Below are 18,111 nucleotides of genomic sequence, written 5' to 3' on the forward strand. Positions count from 1 at the left end.
TGCAAGCGCTGGCTACTTGCCCTGCCGCTGACCCGGCTTGCGGCTTGCATCGCCCTGGTGTTGCCTGCTTGGGTCCTGGTTCTTGAAGCCGCCATAGCTGCTCTGGCCCGGATCTTCGCTGCGGCTCTTGATGTCGCGCGCGTCGCGGTCGGTCCTGACGCCCGGATTGGGCTGGGCCCCAGGCGCATTCCGCTGTTCCTTCTGCGTTGCCATATCGCTCTCCTGTGGGTTGGCCGGAACCGATGGAGTTGCAACATCCATGCCGTGGCGGGCAGGGCGCTGCAGACTCCGGCAGAGCTGTGCCGGAGGGCGTTGCGCCCTGGGTTTCCGTGCCTCCCGCTGAACATCTTGCCGCCCGTTGTAGAAATGAAACCCGTCGCGGGCGATGCGGTAACAGGCGTGTTCTAACATCTCTGTTCCCGCGCTCCGGTGACGTGGCACGAGCCGAACTTTCGCGCCGCCGGGGTGTCGTTAGCTCCATAACCGTGCAACCCGCAATGAACAGGACGACGCATGAACCTTGACCTCCTCCTCGATCATCCCTGGTTCGGCACGTGGACCGCCGCGCTGGTCGCCGTCATCGTCGCGCTGATCGCGCATCGCCTTGGCGGCCTGGTGCTGTTGCGCATTACGCGCGCCACGCCGGTGCTGCATGCCATCGCGATCAAGTCGCGCGCGCCGGCCAAGGCGGTGCTGCCGCTGCTGGCGTTGCAGGCAGTTTGGCAGGCGGCGCCGGACGACCTGCGCTGGATCGACAACGTGCGTCATCTGAACGGCCTGCTGATGATCATCGCCATGACCTGGCTGGCGGCGCGCGTCATTGCGGGCTTTGCGCAGGGCGTGCTGGAACGGCACCCGGTCGATGTGGCGGACAACATGGGCGCGCGGCGCATCCACACGCAGACTCGGGTGCTTTCGCGCATCGCCATGTCGCTGGTGATCGTGATCGGCGCGTCGATGGTGCTGATGACCTTCCCCGGCGCTCGGCAGGTCGGCGCCAGCCTGCTGGCCTCGGCCGGCGTGGTCGGCCTGATCGCGGGCTTTGCCGCCAAGCCGGTGTTCAGCAACCTGATCGCCGGCCTGCAACTGGCGCTGACCCAGCCGATCCGGCTGGACGATGTGCTGATCGTCGAGGGCGAGTGGGGCCGCGTGGAGGAGATCACCGGCACTTACGTGGTGCTGCGGATCTGGGACGATCGCCGCCTCATCATTCCGCTGCAGTACTTCATCGAGAAGCCGTTCCAGAACTGGACCCGCAGCAGCGCGGAGCTGCTGGGCTCGGTGTTCTTCCACGTGGACTACGGCATGCCGCTGGCACCGCTGCGCAAGGAGCTGGAGCGCATCGTCCACGCGGCGCCCGAATGGGACCGGCGCTTCTTCAACCTGGTGGTGACCGATGCGACCGAGCGCACCATGCAGCTGCGCGTGCTGTGCACCGCGGCGTCATCCGGCCTGGCGTGGGACTTGCGCTGCGTCGTGCGCGAAGGGCTGATCGACTTCATGCAGCGCGAGTATCCGCAGTTCCTGCCTCGCCTTCGCATTGAAGGGGAGGGTGAGGGCAAGGGAGATGCCGCGGTTCGCGGCGCCGCCGTGCACATGGCGTAAAGCGGTGTGCACGGCAACGACCCTTGCCGTGCGAATCAGAAATCTACCTTTTCTCCCGGCTGCGGCACGATCACGCGCGTGACCGCGCCGGCGCCCAGCGCGGTGGTGAATTCCTCCGGCGTGCCGCGCAGCTGCGGTGAAGTCTGATAGTGGATCGGGATGGCAAAGCGAGGCCGGATCATGTCGCGCACCGCGATCGCCGCGTCCTGCGGCCCCATGGTGAAGTGGTCGCCGATCGGGATCAGCACCAGGTCGGGGCGGTAGCGGTCGCCGATCAGCCGCATGTCGCCGAACAGGCCGGTATCGCCCATGTGCCAGATGCGGAAGCCGTTCTCCATCTCGACGATGTAGCCGACCGGTTCGCCGCCATAGTGGGTTTCGTCCTTGCCGGTGGCCGGGTTCTTCATCACCAGTTCGGACGAGTGCTCGGCGTGTACCGCGGTGATCTTGGGTCCGGTCTGGCCGAACGGCATCACGGTGCCGCTCTTGCCAAAGCGCTGCACCAGCGCGGCCGGGACCATGCCGAGGTTGATCAGTGCCTGCCCCATGCCGCCTGCGTTGTAGATCGGCGCGTTGTTGAGCTGCGCGAGCGCGGGGGCGTCGCCAAGATGGTCGCTATGCGCATGGGTGACCAGGATCAGGTCGACCTTGCCCAGCGACGTCAGCTGCTTGAATCCTGCAGGGGTCTTTGGGTTGGTGGTGAGCCACGGATCGATGACGATGACCTTGCCGCCCGGCGAGGTGATGCGGATCGCGGACTGGCCGAGCCACAGGACTTCAGTCTTGCCGGCGGCGGTGGTGGGGGTGGGTACCTGCGTAACCGCGGTCGGTGTCGGCGTGGGCGTGCCGCAGGCGGCGAGTGTGGCGACGGCGGCGGTGAGTACGACTGCGCGGAATCTGATCATGGTCATTCCTTCCGTGGCGGAGTCATGGGTTTGCGGCAAGGCTTAGCGGACGAAAACGCCGAGCCCTTCGTGGTCGTAATACTCCAGCCATACCCGGTCGCTGGAGAATTCTGCCCGGGAGATGGTGCCGGGATTGGCGTTCTCGTTATTTAGCGTGAATGTAAAGACATCTCCGTCCCAGTGCGTCAGCGGCAGGACCAGCGGTTTCGCGCCCAGCGTCATCACCAGCGCGCCGCCCTGCTCGGCGACCACTAGCGGGCCGTAATAGTCGTTGCGATAGGTGCCGGCATAGGTTGACAACGCCCGCGCGGGCAACGGGCTTGCCGGCGGCGACTGCCCGACCAGCCTGCCTTCGGGCAGCAGCAAGGGCGCGAAGGCCTCGGCAAAGATCGCGCCCCAGTCGCGGCGGAAGGTGCCGTACTGGACCAGATCGAAGAACTGCGCATTCAATGTTTCCGGGATGCCGATGGGGTAGCCGTTGGTCAGCGTGACGATGGCCAGGTTCAGCGACGGCACCGCGGTAAAGCTGGTCGCCGCGCCGACCGCGAAGGCCCCGGAATGGTTGTAGTTGGTCAGCCCCAGTTCGGTCGTGCCGATATTGAAGCCGTAGCCGTAGTAGCTCGCAGGGCGGCCTTGCACGGGCGGGCCGCTTTGCATCTGCTGCGACAGCGCCGGCGCAAGGGCCGCCGCATCGACGATGCGCTGGCCGGCGAACTCGCCCTTGGCCAGCACCATGATCAGCCATTTCGCCAGGTCGTTGACCGAGGCGCTGACGCCGCCCGCGGGCGATTGCGCATCGGGCATGGTGCCCATGCCCTGCACCCAGGTGCCGTTGACCTTGACGTGGCCGAGCGCGCGGTTGTCGCGCGCGGCAAAGTCGGCGTAGCGCGAGCTGGTGCGGGTCATGCCCAGCGGCTGGTAGATGGCCTGCTCGGACAGCGTGGCCCAGTCGATGCCCGCGGCGCTGGCCACCGCATCGGCGGCGGCGGTCATGCCGAAGTTGGTGTACTCGTAGACCGCGCCCAGCGGATGCAGCGGCAGGAAGCGCAGGCGCGTCAGCACTTCTCGGCGGTCGTAGCCCATGTCCTCGAGGCGGTCGCCGGCATGGTCGGGCAGGCCGGAGCGATGCGCATAAAGGTCGCCGATGGTGACGGCTTCTGTTGTTTCCGCATCGGCCAGCGCGAACCATGGCAGGTGCTGAATGACCGGGGTGTCCCAGCCGATGCTGCCGCGCCCCACCTGCCGCGCCACCACCGTGGCGCCGATGGACTTCGACACGGACGCCAGCTGGAACACGGTATCGGCATCGACTGGCGCGGGATCGGTGACCAGCCGGCGGCCGAAGCCCCTGGCGTAGACGACCCGGTTGCCGCGCACCACCGCGATGGCCATGCCGGGCACGCCCGAGCTGGCCATCAGGTTGGCGGCCAGCGTATCGACCTGCGCGATGGCGGCGGTGATCTGCGCTTCGGGAACCGGATCCGGCGGCGGCGCGGGATCGTCATCGCCGCCGCAGGCGGGCAGGGCCGGTGCGAGCAGGCCGCTCAGCGCGGCTCCCAGGAAACGGCGACGCTCTTTCAGTTTGCCCACGGCAGGTCTCCCGACGGCGGCGCTATGGCGCCTGTCGGATTTACTGTAGGCGATGGATGCGGGCAATGAATGCGAAGCGTCTCATGTACGCCCTGACGGCAGGGCGGGAGACTGGAAGCCTCACCGAGGGGTTCGGTGAGGCGGGCGTGACAACCCGAAGGAACCAAGGGAGTTTGGTAAGAATCGCGCGAGCAAGCCGTTTCCACGGCGGGCCGGGCGGGGCAGCCGCATGGCTGGCCGGTTTTCCCTCGGTTCACCGGTTGTCACCCCCGTTGTCAGGCCCGCCACCTCCTGTCTGAACCAGATCGGCGGCGTTTCTCTTGTCGGAGGAAGAATGCTATGCATACGCGCAGTTATCACACCACAGACGTACTCAACATTGTCCCGCCCGGGACGGCGGAATCGCTGGAGCGAATTAGCGCCGGATTGAGCGCCATCTTGTTGTTGCTGGAGAAGGAGAGCGAGCGATCAGAGTCGACGCATGATATCCATTGCCTGTTGGCAATGGTCAAGTCGCAATGGACTTGGCGGCGTCGGAGCTTTGCTCGGCGGATTGATTGACAGGTTCCGGAAAAACAAAAAGCCCGCACATTCGTGCGGGCTTCTCGCTTGAAACCTTTGGTGCCCAGGAGAGGACTCGAACCTCCACAGTGTTGCCACCGCTAGGACCTGAACCTAGTGCGTCTACCAATTCCGCCACCTGGGCAAGGTGAGCGCCGCATTCTACACGGCGCGTCGGAATTTGCAAGGCCCGGAAGCACCGTGTCCAAAATTCATATCAGTCGGCGCAAAAACAAAAAGCCCGCACATTCGTGCGGGCTTCTCGCTTGAAACCTTCTGGTGCCCAGGAGAGGACTCGAACCTCCACAGTGTTGCCACCGCTAGGACCTGAACCTAGTGCGTCTACCAATTCCGCCACCTGGGCAAGGTGAGCGCCGCATTCTACCGAAGGCGGCGGAATTTGCAAGCACGAAGTTGCAGAGCCAGGCGCGTCCGGTCAGAACGACGGCACCATCGCGCCCTTGAACTGGGCCTTCATGAACTGGCGCACGTCTTCCGACTGGTAGGCGGCAACCAGCTTCTTGACCCACGGCTTGTCCTTGTCCTGCGTGCGCACCACGATGATGTTGGCGTACGGGCTGTGGATGTCTTCCAGTGCGATCGCATCCTTGGTCGGCTGCAGGCCGGCGGCCAGCGCGTAGTTGGTGTTGATCACCGCGGCGCCGACATCGGGCAGGGCGCGCGCCAATTGCGCAGCGTCCAGTTCCACGATCTTCAGCTTCCTGGGATTCTCGGCCACGTCCAGCGGCGTGGCGTTGTTGCCATTGGTGCCGGCACCGGCCTTGAGCTTGATCACGCCCTGCGACTGCAGCAGCAGCAGCGCGCGGTTTTCATTGGACGGGTCGTTGGGCACCGCCACCTTGGCGCCCTGCGGCAGGTCCTTGGGCGACTTCAGGTTCTTCGAGTAGATGCCCAGCGGCGAGATATAGGTGTAGCCGACGCTCTGCATCTTGTAGCCACGCTGCTTGACCTGGCTGTCCAGGTAGGGCTGGTGCTGGAAGCTGTTGGCATCCAGGTCGCCTGCATCCAGCGCGGCGTTGGGCTGCACGTAGTCGTTGAATTCCACGACCTTGACGTTCAGGCCGTTGCGCTTGGCGACCTTCTGTACGACTTGCCAGACTTCCGCGTCCGGACCGCTGACCGTGCCGACGCGGATGGTCTGTTCCTGGGCCGAGGCGCTGCCGGCGGCGATAAAGCCGATTGCGGAGACGGCAACCGCCAGGCGCTTGATAAGGGAGGTGCTGCGCATAGGAGTTCTGTATGTTTTGATTATGTGGCGAGAGAGACAGGTACGCCTTGGCAGGGATTGTCTACGCAGGCGAGGCCACAGATTAACGCAATTGCGCTAAAACCGCGCAACAGGAACGGATCTGGCGTCTATTTCTTTTTCATATGCTTATGAATCCTACCTAAAGGCGAATGCCGGCATTAAATGGCGCTATGCTGGGCGCGGCGTCCTGCCACACCAGGGACGGCGCGCAGCGCAGCCGAAGGCGTCCCACCGATAACGCATTTAGCAGGCGGCCTACGCCCTGCATGGGGATCGTCCAATAGTGGGACGACGTAGCCACTATCCCAAACTCACCTGGCGTAGCAGGTTCGAACCACCATCCACATCGAACGGAAATCACCACCGCCCGAACCACGCACGCAGCTAAATTGATAGCCAGCCGCTCAGGCGACGCGTTTTTTGGTTACTTTTTGTCGCTTGGACAAAAAGTGACCCGCCCAGGAGGGCGGAACCAGGCGGTTCAATGGCCGACAACATGTCACCAGCCGCGACAAGGCCAGGCTTTGATAGCGGCAAACCGGTCATTCAGCCCGCCACCACCCCATACCCCTCACCCCTCCACTCAACAAAACAAAGCCCATGCCCAAACGGATCCGACAACGTAGCCTGCCTGCCCCAGTCGAAATCCTGCGGCCAGTCCTCGATCTCGGCCCCGGCTTCCAGCGCCCGTTCGATCGCGGCTTCGAGGTCGGCCACGACAAAGTCGAGATGCACCGGCGTCCAATGCCGCCGGTAATCGCGCCGGGTATCCGAACGACTGGTAGGGCGGGTGCCGGCGGGTTTGGCGAGCAGGTAAATCGGCGTATTGCCGCCCAGCATTTCAGCGACGGTGCCGTCGAACAGCCGACGCTGCAGCTTCAGCCCCAGGCCTTGCTCGTAGAAGGCGATGCCGCGCGCGAGGTCGTCGACATCGATATTGATCAGCAACTCCATGACAGCCTCCTTGCGGCGTTCCGAGTGAGAGCGGCCGCATTGTGCGCCGGCCCTCCTGACAACTGCTGTCAGGAGTGATGTTTCAGCCGGCCGCTGAAGGAGTGCCGAGACGCGGGGGTCAGCGCGGCAGCAGTTCGCGAACGACAGGATGCAATGCGTCGCCAAGCGCCACGTGGGCGTCCGCGTCAAGATGCACGCCGTCGACGGCGCTGCTCTGGATGACCGTGCCGGCATCGAACATCGGGCAATCCAGCTGCGCACAGAGTTCGGCAACCGCCTGCGGCAGGCCGGTCCATTTATGCTCGCCACCGGCAAACTTGGGCGCCAGCGGCCCGCGCGGCGTGCGGATCGGCGGCGGCACCACCACCAGTACGGATGGCACCGGCATGCCCGGTTCGATCGGTGCGCTGCGGATGGCCTGCACCAGGGCGCCGATGCCCTGGGAGGCGTGCCAGACATTGTGCGGATGCATCGACTGGAAATCGTTGTTGCCCAGCATCAAGACCACCAGTGCCAGCGGCGAGTGGATCTCGATACGCTGCGCCAGCCCCTGCAGCCCGTTGCGTCCCGGCTTGAAGGGATCGTCCCAGACCGTGCGGCGGCCGTTCAGGCAGTCTTCGATGATGCGCACCGGCGTGCCGCGGTCGGCATTCAGCGCCAGTTCCAGGCGGCCCGGCCAGCGCACCGGGAACGGCAGCCGCTGGCGCGTGCCGGGGACGATCCCCCAGGACAGTGAATCGGCATAGACAAGGACTTGCAGCGGATCGGTGTCTGCTAGCGACGCGGCAGGCATGCGCGGTACTCCAGTCAACATGATGATCGGTCGATATCCGGCGAGAGGGCTGCCTCGGCAATGTTGCACCGCGCAGACAAAAACGTCTTCCGAACACGCGGAGACTTCATAATATCGACTTATTGAAGACAGGGAGAGAGAAGTTGCGTTTCGAGCACTTGGTGGAAATCAATGATCCCGGCAACCCCCAGCTGGATCCGCTGACACCCGACCAGCTTTGGCAAGGCCTGGTGTTGCGCGCCGAGTCTCCCGAACTGTTCGTGCTGGGCCTGGACAGTGCCGAAGTGGTGGCGCGCGGCGACAACTGGATCGACCGCGTGCTGCATTTCGGCGAGGCGTCCATCCATGACCGCGTCGTGTTCGAGCCGCGCCGCCAGGTGCGCTACGAAACCGCAGCCACTGCCGAGCACGCCGGGGGCACGCTGACCATGGTGATCGAGACCCCCGGCCCGGGCGCGCTGCTGCTGCGCTTCACCTACGACACCACCATGCCGGCCGTCGATGCCAGCGGCGACGACCGCTACGCCGAGATCGTCAAGTCCGCCTATCACGAGGCCGACCTCGACACCGTCCGCAAGATCCGCGAGATCGCCGACACCGGGCGGCTGGGGTGAGCGAGGGCCCCGTCGCGCCGGAGACGTCCGGCAAGCAGCCGGGCGGGCCGACCCGGGCGGCGCTGCGTGAGCGCTATGGCGACCGCCTGCGCTGGCTGGTGCTGATGACACTGATGCTGGGCACGGTCTCGTCGATCGTCTCGTCCACCATCATCAACGTTGCCATCCCCGACCTGAGCCGGCACTTCGTGCTGGGGCAGGAGCGCGCGCAATGGGTCGCGGCCAGCTTCATGATCGCGATGACGCTGTCGATGCTGCTGACGCCGTGGCTGCTCAACCGCTACGGGCTGCGCCGCACCTTCCTGGGGTCGCTGCTGCTGCTGGGCGCGGGCGGACTGTTCGGCGGGTTCTCGCCGACCTACGGCGTGATGATCGCCATGCGCGTGGCCGAAGGCGCCGCCGCCGGCATCATGCAGCCGCTGCCCAATATCCTGATCCTGCGTGTGTTCGAGGAGCGCGAGCAGGGCAAGGCCATCAGCATGTTCGGCTTCGGCGTGGTGCTGGCGCCGGCGCTGGGGCCGAGCCTGGGCGGCTTCCTGGTCGAGGCGTTCGGCTGGCGCTCGATCTTCTTCGTGGTGGTGCCGCTGACGCTGCTCGGCGCGGCGATGGCGCGGCGCTTCATGGCGGTGGATTCGATCATGATGGGCGAGCGCGAGCCGCTGGACTGGCGCGGCCTGGCGCTGGCCGGCGTGGCGACCGTGAGCCTGCTCAACGGCGTGGTCGAAATGCGCGAAAGCGTGGCCGCGGGCATGGCGCTGGCCGGCTTCGGCGTGCTGATGCTGGCGGCGTTCGTGCTGTGGCAGCTGCGCGCGCCCCATCCGCTAATGAACATGCGGCTGTACAGCTACCGGCAGTTCGCGGCGGGCGCGGTGGTGGCATTTATCTACGGTGCGGGCCTGTTCGGCTCGACCTACCTGCTGCCGGTCTACATGCAGATGGCGCTGGAGTACACGCCCTCGCGCGCGGGCCTGGTGCTGCTGCCGGCGGGCGTGATGCTGGCGCTGACCATCGCCGTGGCGGGCCGCTTCACGCACCGGATCTCGCCGCATGTCCAGGTATCGTTCGGGCTGGCGCTGCTGGCGCTGTCGTTCCTGCTGATGGCGCTGGGGTCGCCTTCTACGCCGTATCTGCTGCTGGTCGCGCTGGCGGTGCTGGGGCGGATCGGGCTCGGCTGCATCTTGCCGTCGCTGACGCTGGGATCGATGCGGGGCGTGGATTTCTCGCTGATCGCGCAGGGGTCGAGCTGCATCAACTTTATCCGTCAGCTGGGCGGCGCGATCGGCGTGAGCCTTGCCGGCGTGGGGCTGCAGTGGCGGCTGACGCAGCACGGCGCGGTGCTGGGCCAGGCGGGCGACGCCGCGCTGCAGGCGGCGCGCATCCGCGCCTTCGATGAGACTTTCCTGGCGGTCGGGGTGGTGATCGCCAGTGCGATCTTCGCGGCCTGGCGTATCCGCCCAAGGCCGCTGCCGGCGGGCTGAGGCCGCCGGCTGGCGTGGCAGGGCTTAGCTGGCCGCGCCGCTGCGCAGTTCTTCCACCAGCGCGATGTACTGCTCCATCGCCTGCTCGCGCGCGGTGCCGCGCAGCGCTTCCCAGGCATCGAACTTGTAGCGGCCGACAAAGTCGGCCATGCCCGGCTTGTCGCCGTGGGCGTCGCCTTCGCTGCCTTGCTTGAACAGGGCGTACAGGCGCAGCAGGGTCATGTTGCTGGGGCGCTCGCTCAGTTGCTTGACGTCGATCTGGGACTGGTCGAAGCGTGCCTGCAGGTCGCTCATGGGGTTCTCCGTGGGAGTTTGTGAAAGTGCTGCCGATGATAGCCGCGCCGGTGCGCCAGACCGCGCGTCTAAAACCGAAGAAGCCCTCGGTTCCGGGCGCCAGCGGCTACAATCGCGCCATGTCCTGGATTCTTGCTGTTGAAACTTCTACGGAGTGGTGCTCGGTCGCGCTCGGACGTGCCGTGGCCGGCGCCGGCATTGAGTGCCTGGTGCGCCATGAGCACACCGGCGCACGCTCCTCCGCGCGCGTGCTGCCCGCCGCCGGCGAGCTGCTGGCCGAGGCCGGCATCGCACTGGCCGATTGCGCCGCGATCGCCTTCGGCGCCGGTCCCGGCTCGTTTACCGGCCTGCGTACCGCGTGTGGCGTGGCGCAGGGACTGGCCTTCGGTGCCGGCCTGCCGGTGGTGCCGGTCAATACCTTGCTGGCTTGCGCCGAGCGCGTGCGCGCCGCCGAGCCGGCGCTGCCCGCGGATATCTCGGTGCTGGTCGCGCTTGACGCACGCATGGACGAGGCCTATGCCGGCGCCTTCGGCTGGGATGCCGCCGCGCAGGAGTGGGTGGAGCGCACGCCGATGCTGGTAAGCGCGCCGGAAACCGTGCAGCTGCCCGGTGGCGAATTCTGGCTGGCGGGCAATGCCGCCACGGTCTTCGGCGAACGCCTCGCCGGCCTGGCGCGCGCGCAGCGCGTGCTGCCGGAGGCGATGCCCCATGCGCAGCCGATGGTCGCCATCGCACTGCGCGCGCTGGCGCGTGGCGAGGCCATCGACGCCGACCGTGCCATGCCGATCTACCTGCGCGACAAGGTCGCGCAAACCGTCGCCGAACGCGAAGCCGCCGCCGCCGCGCGCGCCGCGGCCACGGCCGGGAGTGCATCGTGAGCGCCGCCTACCCGCTGGAAGAGCGTGCCGACTGGCCGGCCGTGCCCGCCATGCCGCCGCTGCCGCCGGGCTTTGCGCTGGGCCGGATGAGCGCGCTCGACCTGGAGGCGGTAGCCGGCGTCGAGGCGCGCGCCTACAGCCATCCGTGGACGCGCGGCAATTTCGAGAACTCGGTCAAGGCCGGGCATCTCGGCCTGACGCTGCGCGATCCCGCCGGCACGCTGGTGGCCTATGCCGTGCTGATGCCGGTGGTCGACGAGATGCACCTGCTCAATATCACCGTCGACCCGCCGCGCCAGCGCCAGGGACTGGGGCGGCTGATGCTGTCGATCGTGCTGGCGACGTCGCACGCGCATCGCATCCATACCATGCTGCTGGAGGTGCGCCCGTCCAATACCGGCGCGATCGCGCTGTACCAGGCCGCCGGGTTTGCCGAGATCGGCCGCCGCAAGGGCTATTACCCGGCGCTGGGCCGGACCCGCGAAGACGCGCTGGTGCTGCGCCGGAGCTGGCCTGACAAGGTGGCCGGGAAGTCCAGGGAAGGCGGGGAGGGCCGCGCATGAGCCGCCGCGCGCGTTTCCTCGAGGCATTGGGCATCACGGCCGAATGGCTGCCGCGGGCACGCGCTGACGCGCCGCAGGCGGTCGTGGTGTCCGAAGCCGTTGCGCTTGCCGTGCCCGTTGCCGAGGCCATTGCCGAGCCTGTCACGGTGGCCGCGCCGGCCGTTGCGCCCCTCGTGGAAGCCGCGCCTGCGCTCGAAATGGCTACCCCGGTGGTGCCTGCCGTCCCCGTGGCGGCGCCTGTCTCGCGTGCGCCAGCCGAGCCCTCGCTGGTACCGGCCGGCCCCGAGCCCGACTCGGCGCAGGCCGCGCGCGAGGCTGCCATCGCCGCCATGGCATGGCCCGCGCTGGATGCCGCCGTGGCCGGCTGCACCGCTTGCGGACTGTGCCAGACCCGCACCAATACCGTCTTCGGCGTCGGCGACCGGCAGGCGGAATGGATGCTGGTAGGCGAGGCCCCGGGCGAGAACGAAGACCTGCAGGGCGAGCCTTTCGTCGGCCAGGCCGGCAAGCTGCTCGACAATATGCTGGGCGCGCTCGGCCTGGCGCGCGGGCGCAACGTCTTTATCGCCAACGTGCTCAAGTGCCGCCCGCCGGGCAACCGCAACCCCGAGCCGGCCGAGGTGGCGCAGTGCGAGCCCTTCCTGCGCCGGCAGATCGCGCTGGTTCGCCCGAAGGTGATCGTGGTGCTGGGCCGCTTCGCCGCGCAGTCGCTGCTGCGCACCACCACGCCGATCGGCAAGCTGCGCGGCACCGTGCATACCTATGAAGGCATCCCCGTGGTGGTGACTTACCACCCGGCCTACCTGCTGCGCACGCTGACCGACAAGGCGCGCGCATGGGAAGACCTGTGCCTGGCCCGCGAGGTACATGACCGTGCGGGAGCTGGGGCCTGACCTCTCGCTGCATCGCGGCGGCGACGGCAACCTGCCGCCGGAGCCGCCGCTGTGGCGCCGCGCCTTGTCGCCGCGCACGCGCGACCTGGCCTGGACCACGCTGTCGCCGCCGCTGCTGTCCGCGGTAGCGGGCGCCGCTGCGGCGCGCTGGCCCGCCGGTACGCTGGCGGCGTGGCGGCACTGGCTGGAAGCCGCCGACCCGGCGGCGCTGCCGGCCACCATCGACGAACTGGCCGCCGGCCATGCCGCCTTTCCTTCCGATCCCGCTCCCGGCTCCGCCGCCGCGCTGCAGCCGCAGGATCCCGCCAGCCGCAGCCTGCGGCTGGGGCGCCATGCCGAACGGCTGCTGCATTTCGCGCTGCGCCGGATGGAGGGGCTGACGCTGCTGGCGGCCAACGTCCCGGTACGGCGCGCCGGTGCGCATGGCATCCGCACGCTGGGCGAGCTGGACTTCGTCTGGCGCGAGCAGGCCTCCGGCGACGTGGTCCATTGGGAAATGGCCGCCAAGTTCTACCTGATGGCAGGCGCCGTGGCGGCGCCGACCCTGCTCGATTTCGTCGGGCCCAACATGGTCGACCGGCTCGGCGACAAGCTCGGGCATGTAGTCGGGCGCCAGCTGCCGCTCGGGCGCACGCCGGAAGCGCGCGCGCTGCTCGGCCATGTGGTCGACCGCAGCGAAGTCTACCTGCTGGGCTGGCTGTTCTACCCGGACGGGCAAGTGCCGGCGGGACTCGACCAGCTGGGCATCGCGCCGGACCACCTGCAAGGCTGGTGGTCGACGCTCGACGGCTGGCGTGCGCGCGCGGCGGCGCGGCCGGGCCTGCGCTGGTGCCGGCTGCCACGTTCGGAATGGTTGTCGGGGGCGCTGGTGCCTGCCAGCGGCACGGAGGAGGTCGACGCCCTGTACGCCACGCTGGCGCAGCGCTTTGCCGACCCGCGCCACGACCACGGCTGGCGCCGCGAAGCGCCGGTGATGCTGTGCGAGCTGGAGCTGGCCGGCCACGGCTGGTGGCGCGAATGCTCGCGCGGGTTCGTGGTGCCGCCGGGATGGGAGGCGCGCGCCATGGCGCGGGCGGCGGAGCCGACCCGGCAGGGCGCGCAGGCGCTGGCCGACGGACCCTGAACGGGGCGCCGGCCTGGGGAGGTCAGGAGGTCAGTGGTGCTTGTCCTCGCCGATCATCGCCAGCGAGTTAAAGGCGCGCATGTTGTACTTGTGCAGCTTGATCACCAGCATCATGGTCACGCAGATGAACAGGCCCAGCGCGATGATGACCACGCCGATCGGCACGTTCAGCTTGATCAGCAGCGCGTACAGGCACAGCATCAGCAGCACCGATACGTTCTCATTGAAGTTCTGCACCGCGATCGAGTGGCCCGCCGACAGCAGCACGTGGCCGCGATGCTGCAGCAGCGCGTTCATCGGCACCACGAAGTAGCCCGACATCGCGCCCACCAGCATCAGGAACACGTAGGCGATGGCCATGTACAGCGGCATGTTCATGCCCAGGATGCTCAGCGTCACCTGGGGCATGGCGTCCTTGGTGTAGAAGGCCATGATCATCACGGTCGCGCCCATCGCCACGCCGAACGGCAGCACCGACAGCGACTTGCGTAGCGGAATGCGCGCGGCGGCGGCGATTGCGCCCACGGCCACGCCGACGGCCACTACCGCCTGCAGCAGTGCGCCCTGCGACAGGTTCAGGCCCAGCGACTTCTCCGCCCACTTCAGCACGATGAACTGCAGCGTCGCGCCCACGCCCCAGAACAGGGTCGTCACCGCCAGCGAGATCTGGCCCAGCTTGTCGCGCCACAGCGCCAGGAAGCAGTCGCCGAATTCGGCGATCAGCTTGATCGGGTTCTTTTCCTGCTGCGGATAGCGGGCGCCGGTATCGGGAATGAACAGGTTGAACACCGACGCGATCACGTAGAACAGCATGATCACGACCATCGCGGCCTCGGCCGGCGTGTCGATGCCGGTGTCGATGAAGGGCAGGTCGAGCCGCATCAGGATGTCCGACACATGCACGGAAATCAGCGCGCCCCCCACCACGGTGCCCAGGATGATCGAGCCCACGGTCAGCCCCTCGATCCAGCCGTTGGCCAGCACCAGTTTCTCCGGCGGCAGCAGCTCGGTCAGGATGCCGTACTTGGCCGGGGAATAGGCCGCCGCGCCGAAGCCCACCACGCCGTAGGCGAGCAGCGGGTGGAAGCCGAACATCATGATCGCGCAGCCGACCACCTTGATGGCATTGGTGATGAGCATCACCCGCCCCTTGGGCATCGAGTCGGCAAAGGCGCCGACGAAGGCGGCGAGGATGACGTAGGAGAGAACGAAGAACAGCTTGAGCAGCGGAGTCATCCACTGCGGTGAATGCAATTCGGTGAGAAGGGCGATGGCGGCGATCAGCAACGCATTGTCGGCCAGCGACGAAAAAAATTGCGCGGCCATGATGGTGTAAAAACCCTTCTTCATGCTTTCGACTTTGTCTCCATCGCGGACTTCCGTCACGCCGGTCAGGGCGGCACCGGCTGGGGAGGCTATGGTTTGCAGGGAACCTTGCGCCGCGGCCGTGTCGAATTGTCTTTGTTGCACTGCGCTGCGGCGCCGTGCGGTTTGCCTGACAGTCATTGACATAATGCTTCGCTTTTAGAACATGGCCGGAGCGTCCGGCTTTATATCACGAAAACATGACATTCCCGAACCCCGGCAAGGTGCCTTTTTGACTGCAAATTGCCGCGCCGATTCCCCAATGACCCCCGGCAGCGGCTCCCGGATGTGTTCAAATAACGGCTGCGATCCCGGCCAGACGACGGGTGTACCGCTGACTGGTGCAGCGGCAAGACAATATCGCAGCCGGACGCCCACGTGACCAGGCAAACGCAAATTTCCCATGGCCGCTCACCTTAGCGCGACATGCCCGCAATATGAAGCACTTCGCATCTACGTGCCGTCGCCCACTGACAGGTGACCCTCGCGCCATTAAAGCTGAGACAGAGCCGTCCTTCCAGTCCCCGCAGTGACGTGAGCGATGCGCCACCGCGCTGCCCGCACTGCCTGATTCCCGAGATGTGACTCCATGCCAAGACCCATCCACGCCGTCATCCACCAACCCGCCCTGGCCAACAACCTCGACGTCGTCCGCCGCAGCGCCCCCGCTTCGCGCATCTGGGCCGTCGTCAAGGCCAATGCCTACGGCCACGGCATCCGCCGCGTCTTTGCCGCGCTGCGCGGCGCCGACGGCTTTGGCCTGCTGGACCTGAATGAAGCCGTGCTGCTGCGCGACCTGGGCTGGCAGGGCCCCATTTTGCTGCTGGAGGGCTTTTTCCAGCCGCAGGACATCGCCCTGATCGAGCAATACCGCCTGACCACCGCGATCCACTGCGACGAACAGCTGCGCATGCTGGAAAGCGCGCGCCCCAGGGGCCCGCTGGCGATCCAGCTCAAGCTGAACACCGGCATGAACCGGCTCGGCTTCCATCCAGCCCAGTATCGCGCCGCCTGGGAGCGCGCCCGCGCCATGCCCTGCGTAGGCAGTATCGTCCATATGACGCATTTTTCCGATGCGGATAGTCCCCGAGGCATCGCCCACCAGGTCGAGGCCTTCGACGCCGCCACCGCCAACCTGCCGGGCGAGGCGAGCCTGTCGAACTCGGCCGCGGTGCTGTGGCATCCGCAGGCGCACCGGGCCTGGGTGCGTCCCGGCATTATCCTGTACGGCGCCTCGCCGACCGGCCGCGATGCCGATATCGCCGGCACCGGCCTGCAGCCGGCCATGTCGCTGCACAGCGAGCTGATCTCGGTGCAGGACCTGCAGCCGGGCGAGACGGTGGGTTATGGCTCCTTGTTTACCGCCGACCGCCCGATGCGCATCGGCGTGGTCGCCTGCGGCTATGCCGACGGCTACCCGCGCCATGCCTCCGGCTGGGGCGCGCAGCGCGCGCCGGTGCTGGTCGACGGCGTGCGTACGGAACTGGTCGGCCGTGTCTCGATGGACATGCTGTGCGTGGACCTGACGCCGTGCCCGAAGGCGCGGGTCGGCAGCCCGGTGACGCTGTGGGGCCAGGGCCTGCCGATCGACGAGGTGGCACAGGCCAGCGGCACGGTCGGCTACGAGCTGATGTGCGCGCTGGCGCCGCGCGTGCCGACCACGGTGGCAACCATCACGGCATCCGACAGCGCCGCGCCGGCCGTGGTGTAGAAGGTTGCAAACGAGAGGTTGCAAACGAGAGCTGGCGGCAGCGCCTGCCGCCGGCTAGTGTGAGGGCCGGGCCACTTCTGCGCCCGGCCTGTTCTTTCCCGCAAGGATTTTCCGTTGGCCAAGACCAAGACCGTCTACACCTGTACCGAATGCGGCGGCACCGCGCCGCGCTGGGCCGGCCAGTGCCCGCATTGCCAGCAATGGAACACGCTGGTGGAAACGGTGGCCGAGACGGCCGCGTCCAAGCGCTTCCAGCCGCTGGCGGCATCGGCCATGGTGCGCAAGCTGTCCGAGATCGAGGCCGCGGACGTGCCGCGCTTCTCCAGCGGCATCGACGAGTTCGACCGCGTGCTGGGCGGCGGACTGGTGGCGGGCGGCGTGGTGCTGATCGGCGGCGATCCCGGTATCGGCAAGTCCACGCTGCTGCTGCAGGCGCTGGCCAACCTGGCCGGGCAGCGCCGCGTGCTCTATGTCAGCGGCGAGGAATCGGGCGCGCAGATCGCCCTGCGCGCGCAGCGGCTGGGCGTGGAAAGCCCGGCGCTGGGGCTGCTCGCCGAAATCCAGCTAGAGAAGATCCAGGCCACGCTCGAAGCCGAGAAGCCGGAAGTGGCGGTGATCGACTCGATCCAGACGCTGTACTCGGAGGCGCTGACGTCGGCGCCGGGCTCGGTCGCGCAGGTGCGCGAGTGCGCGGCGCAGCTCACGCGCATCGCCAAGAGCAGCGGCATCACCATCATCCTGGTCGGCCACGTCACCAAGGAAGGCAGCCTGGCCGGGCCGCGCGTGCTGGAGCATATCGTCGACACGGTGCTGTACTTCGAGGGCGATACGCATTCTTCGCACCGGCTGATCCGCGCCTTCAAGAACCGCTTCGGCGCGGTCAACGAGCTGGGCGTGTTCGCCATGACCGAGCGCGGGCTGCGTGGCATCAGCAACCCCTCGGCGCTGTTCCTGTCGCAGCATGAAGAGACCGTGCCCGGCTCGTGCGTGCTGGTGACGCAGGAAGGCACGCGCCCGCTGCTGGTGGAGATCCAGGCGCTGGTCGACACCGCCCACGTGCCCAACCCGCGCCGGCTGGCGGTGGGCCTGGAGCAGAACCGGCTGGCGCTGCTGCTGGCGGTGCTGCACCGGCATGCGGGCATTGCCTGCTTCGACCAGGATGTGTTCCTGAACGCGGTAGGCGGGGTCAAGATCACCGAGCCGGCCGCCGACCTGGCGGTGCTGCTGTCGATCCATTCGTCGATGCGCAACAAGCCGCTGCCGCGCGGGCTGGTGGTCTTTGGCGAAGTCGGCCTGGCCGGCGAAATCCGGCCCAGCCCGCGCGGCCAGGAACGGCTGAAGGAAGCGGCCAAGCTGGGGTTCACGCTGGCCGTGATCCCCAAGGCCAATGCGCCCAAGCAGAAGATCGACGGCCTGGAAGTGATCGCGGTGGAGCGCATCGAGCAGGCAATCGACCGGGTGCGCCACCTGGACTGAGGCATGGGCGCCGGCGGCTTGCTTATGGAAACTCGCGC

General features: G+C 67.3%; 18 protein-coding genes and 2 tRNA genes. 10 read left to right on the forward strand and 10 right to left on the reverse strand.

Annotated features, from left to right (window positions below; genetic code table 11):
* Positions 1–12: 12 nt before the first annotated feature.
* The gene (locus IPF36_RS06520; RefSeq protein WP_135705411.1) at positions 13–213 is read right to left on the reverse strand and encodes a hypothetical protein; all 201 of its coding nucleotides are present in this window, start codon (positions 211–213) and stop codon (positions 13–15) included.
* 300 nt (positions 214–513) lie between these two features.
* On the opposite strand from IPF36_RS06520, the gene IPF36_RS06525 reads away from it, so the two are divergent.
* Positions 514–1,605, forward strand: coding sequence for a mechanosensitive ion channel family protein (locus IPF36_RS06525; RefSeq protein ID WP_133096369.1), 1,092 nt, complete (start codon positions 514–516; stop codon positions 1,603–1,605).
* Between the two features lie 35 nt (positions 1,606–1,640).
* Here IPF36_RS06525 and IPF36_RS06530 read toward each other — a convergent pair whose 3' ends face one another.
* Together IPF36_RS06530 and IPF36_RS06535 are read right to left on the reverse strand one after the other, a co-directional pair.
* On the reverse strand, positions 1,641–2,510 hold the full coding sequence (locus IPF36_RS06530; protein WP_135705410.1) for a metal-dependent hydrolase: 870 nt from the start codon (positions 2,508–2,510) through the stop codon (positions 1,641–1,643).
* Positions 2,511–2,552: 42 nt separating this feature from the next.
* Entirely contained in the window at positions 2,553–4,100 is a 1,548-nt protein-coding gene (locus tag IPF36_RS06535) for a serine hydrolase (RefSeq protein ID WP_133096367.1), read from the reverse strand.
* A 339-nt stretch (positions 4,101–4,439) separates the two neighbouring features.
* On the opposite strand from IPF36_RS06535, the gene IPF36_RS06540 reads away from it, so the two are divergent.
* Positions 4,440–4,661 carry a DUF1484 family protein gene (locus IPF36_RS06540; protein ID WP_135705409.1) on the forward strand — a complete coding sequence of 74 codons (222 nt, stop codon included), beginning with the start codon at positions 4,440–4,442 and terminating at the stop codon, positions 4,659–4,661.
* A 58-nt stretch (positions 4,662–4,719) separates the two neighbouring features.
* On the opposite strand, the gene IPF36_RS06545 is transcribed toward IPF36_RS06540, so the two are convergent.
* The 5 genes from IPF36_RS06545 to IPF36_RS06565 form a co-directional block, all read right to left on the reverse strand.
* Positions 4,720–4,806: transfer RNA gene (locus tag IPF36_RS06545), tRNA-Leu, on the reverse strand.
* A gap of 132 nt (positions 4,807–4,938) precedes the next feature.
* Positions 4,939–5,025: transfer RNA gene (locus tag IPF36_RS06550), tRNA-Leu, on the reverse strand.
* 72 nt (positions 5,026–5,097) lie between these two features.
* Positions 5,098–5,910, reverse strand: a complete 813-nt coding sequence (locus IPF36_RS06555; protein ID WP_116320578.1) for a MetQ/NlpA family ABC transporter substrate-binding protein — start codon at positions 5,908–5,910, stop codon at positions 5,098–5,100.
* Positions 5,911–6,477: 567 nt separating this feature from the next.
* Complete coding sequence (locus tag IPF36_RS06560; protein WP_135705407.1) at positions 6,478–6,885, reverse strand: VOC family protein; 408 nt, start codon at positions 6,883–6,885, stop codon at positions 6,478–6,480.
* A gap of 118 nt (positions 6,886–7,003) precedes the next feature.
* Entirely contained in the window at positions 7,004–7,678 is a 675-nt protein-coding gene (locus IPF36_RS06565) for an SGNH/GDSL hydrolase family protein (protein ID WP_195427609.1), read from the reverse strand.
* Between the two features lie 143 nt (positions 7,679–7,821).
* On the opposite strand from IPF36_RS06565, the gene IPF36_RS06570 reads away from it, so the two are divergent.
* Positions 7,822–8,292: an SRPBCC family protein gene (locus IPF36_RS06570; RefSeq protein WP_133096362.1), complete on the forward strand. Its 471-nt coding sequence runs from the start codon at positions 7,822–7,824 to the stop codon at positions 8,290–8,292.
* Positions 8,289–9,770, forward strand: coding sequence for a DHA2 family efflux MFS transporter permease subunit (locus IPF36_RS06575; RefSeq protein WP_195427610.1), 1,482 nt, complete (start codon positions 8,289–8,291; stop codon positions 9,768–9,770). The genes IPF36_RS06570 and IPF36_RS06575 overlap by 4 nt, the downstream gene beginning before the upstream one ends.
* A 24-nt stretch (positions 9,771–9,794) precedes the next feature.
* Here IPF36_RS06575 and IPF36_RS06580 read toward each other — a convergent pair whose 3' ends face one another.
* Positions 9,795–10,064: an acyl-CoA-binding protein gene (locus IPF36_RS06580; RefSeq protein WP_195427611.1), complete on the reverse strand. Its 270-nt coding sequence runs from the start codon at positions 10,062–10,064 to the stop codon at positions 9,795–9,797.
* Between the two features lie 119 nt (positions 10,065–10,183).
* Here IPF36_RS06580 and tsaB point away from each other — a divergent pair, with 119 nt between their 5' ends.
* Genes tsaB through IPF36_RS06600 form a run of 4 tightly spaced genes read left to right on the forward strand, consistent with a single transcriptional unit; the run spans position 10,184 to position 13,521 of the window.
* Complete coding sequence (tsaB, locus tag IPF36_RS06585) at positions 10,184–10,942, forward strand: tRNA (adenosine(37)-N6)-threonylcarbamoyltransferase complex dimerization subunit type 1 TsaB (protein WP_195427612.1); 759 nt, start codon at positions 10,184–10,186, stop codon at positions 10,940–10,942.
* Positions 10,939–11,505: a ribosomal protein S18-alanine N-acetyltransferase gene (gene rimI / locus IPF36_RS06590; RefSeq protein WP_368671120.1), complete on the forward strand. Its 567-nt coding sequence runs from the start codon at positions 10,939–10,941 to the stop codon at positions 11,503–11,505. Before tsaB ends, rimI begins: the two co-directional genes overlap by 4 nt.
* A complete protein-coding gene (locus IPF36_RS06595) occupies positions 11,502–12,398 on the forward strand; it encodes a uracil-DNA glycosylase (protein ID WP_195427613.1) in 897 nt (298 codons plus the stop codon). Before rimI ends, IPF36_RS06595 begins: the two co-directional genes overlap by 4 nt.
* Positions 12,373–13,521 carry a DUF1853 family protein gene (locus IPF36_RS06600; protein WP_133096357.1) on the forward strand — a complete coding sequence of 383 codons (1,149 nt, stop codon included), beginning with the start codon at positions 12,373–12,375 and terminating at the stop codon, positions 13,519–13,521. The genes IPF36_RS06595 and IPF36_RS06600 overlap by 26 nt, the downstream gene beginning before the upstream one ends.
* 30 nt (positions 13,522–13,551) lie before the next feature.
* On the opposite strand, the gene lplT is transcribed toward IPF36_RS06600, so the two are convergent.
* Positions 13,552–14,871, reverse strand: a complete 1,320-nt coding sequence (lplT, locus tag IPF36_RS06605) for a lysophospholipid transporter LplT (RefSeq protein ID WP_135705403.1) — start codon at positions 14,869–14,871, stop codon at positions 13,552–13,554.
* Positions 14,872–15,475: 604 nt separating this feature from the next.
* Between lplT and alr the strand changes: the two genes are divergently transcribed.
* Together alr and radA are read left to right on the forward strand one after the other, a co-directional pair.
* Positions 15,476–16,597: an alanine racemase gene (alr, locus tag IPF36_RS06610; protein ID WP_133096355.1), complete on the forward strand. Its 1,122-nt coding sequence runs from the start codon at positions 15,476–15,478 to the stop codon at positions 16,595–16,597.
* A gap of 114 nt (positions 16,598–16,711) precedes the next feature.
* Positions 16,712–18,073: a DNA repair protein RadA gene (radA, locus tag IPF36_RS06615; protein WP_133096354.1), complete on the forward strand. Its 1,362-nt coding sequence runs from the start codon at positions 16,712–16,714 to the stop codon at positions 18,071–18,073.
* Positions 18,074–18,111: the final 38 nt, after the last annotated feature.

Source organism: Cupriavidus sp. IK-TO18, assembly GCF_015549295.1.
GTDB classification, from domain to species: domain Bacteria; phylum Pseudomonadota; class Gammaproteobacteria; order Burkholderiales; family Burkholderiaceae; genus Cupriavidus; species Cupriavidus oxalaticus_A.

Excerpts from the sequence above, each read along its gene's own strand:
- lplT (WP_135705403.1), bottom strand. The coding sequence starts at position 14,871 with ATGAAGAAGGGTTTTTACACCATCATGGCCGCGCAATTTTTTTCGTCG.
- IPF36_RS06595 (WP_195427613.1), top strand. The coding sequence starts at position 11,502 with ATGAGCCGCCGCGCGCGTTTCCTCGAGGCATTGGGCATCACGGCCGAA.
- tsaB (WP_195427612.1), top strand. The coding sequence starts at position 10,184 with ATGTCCTGGATTCTTGCTGTTGAAACTTCTACGGAGTGGTGCTCGGTC.
- alr (WP_133096355.1), top strand. The coding sequence starts at position 15,476 with ATGCCAAGACCCATCCACGCCGTCATCCACCAACCCGCCCTGGCCAAC.
- IPF36_RS06530 (WP_135705410.1), bottom strand. The coding sequence starts at position 2,510 with ATGATCAGATTCCGCGCAGTCGTACTCACCGCCGCCGTCGCCACACTC.
- IPF36_RS06565 (WP_195427609.1), bottom strand. The coding sequence starts at position 7,678 with ATGCCTGCCGCGTCGCTAGCAGACACCGATCCGCTGCAAGTCCTTGTC.
- IPF36_RS06600 (WP_133096357.1), top strand. The coding sequence starts at position 12,373 with ATGACCGTGCGGGAGCTGGGGCCTGACCTCTCGCTGCATCGCGGCGGC.
- IPF36_RS06555 (WP_116320578.1), bottom strand. The coding sequence starts at position 5,910 with ATGCGCAGCACCTCCCTTATCAAGCGCCTGGCGGTTGCCGTCTCCGCA.
- IPF36_RS06560 (WP_135705407.1), bottom strand. The coding sequence starts at position 6,885 with ATGGAGTTGCTGATCAATATCGATGTCGACGACCTCGCGCGCGGCATC.
- IPF36_RS06580 (WP_195427611.1), bottom strand. The coding sequence starts at position 10,064 with ATGAGCGACCTGCAGGCACGCTTCGACCAGTCCCAGATCGACGTCAAG.
- IPF36_RS06540 (WP_135705409.1), top strand. The coding sequence starts at position 4,440 with ATGCATACGCGCAGTTATCACACCACAGACGTACTCAACATTGTCCCG.
- IPF36_RS06520 (WP_135705411.1), bottom strand. The coding sequence starts at position 213 with ATGGCAACGCAGAAGGAACAGCGGAATGCGCCTGGGGCCCAGCCCAAT.
- IPF36_RS06525 (WP_133096369.1), top strand. The coding sequence starts at position 514 with ATGAACCTTGACCTCCTCCTCGATCATCCCTGGTTCGGCACGTGGACC.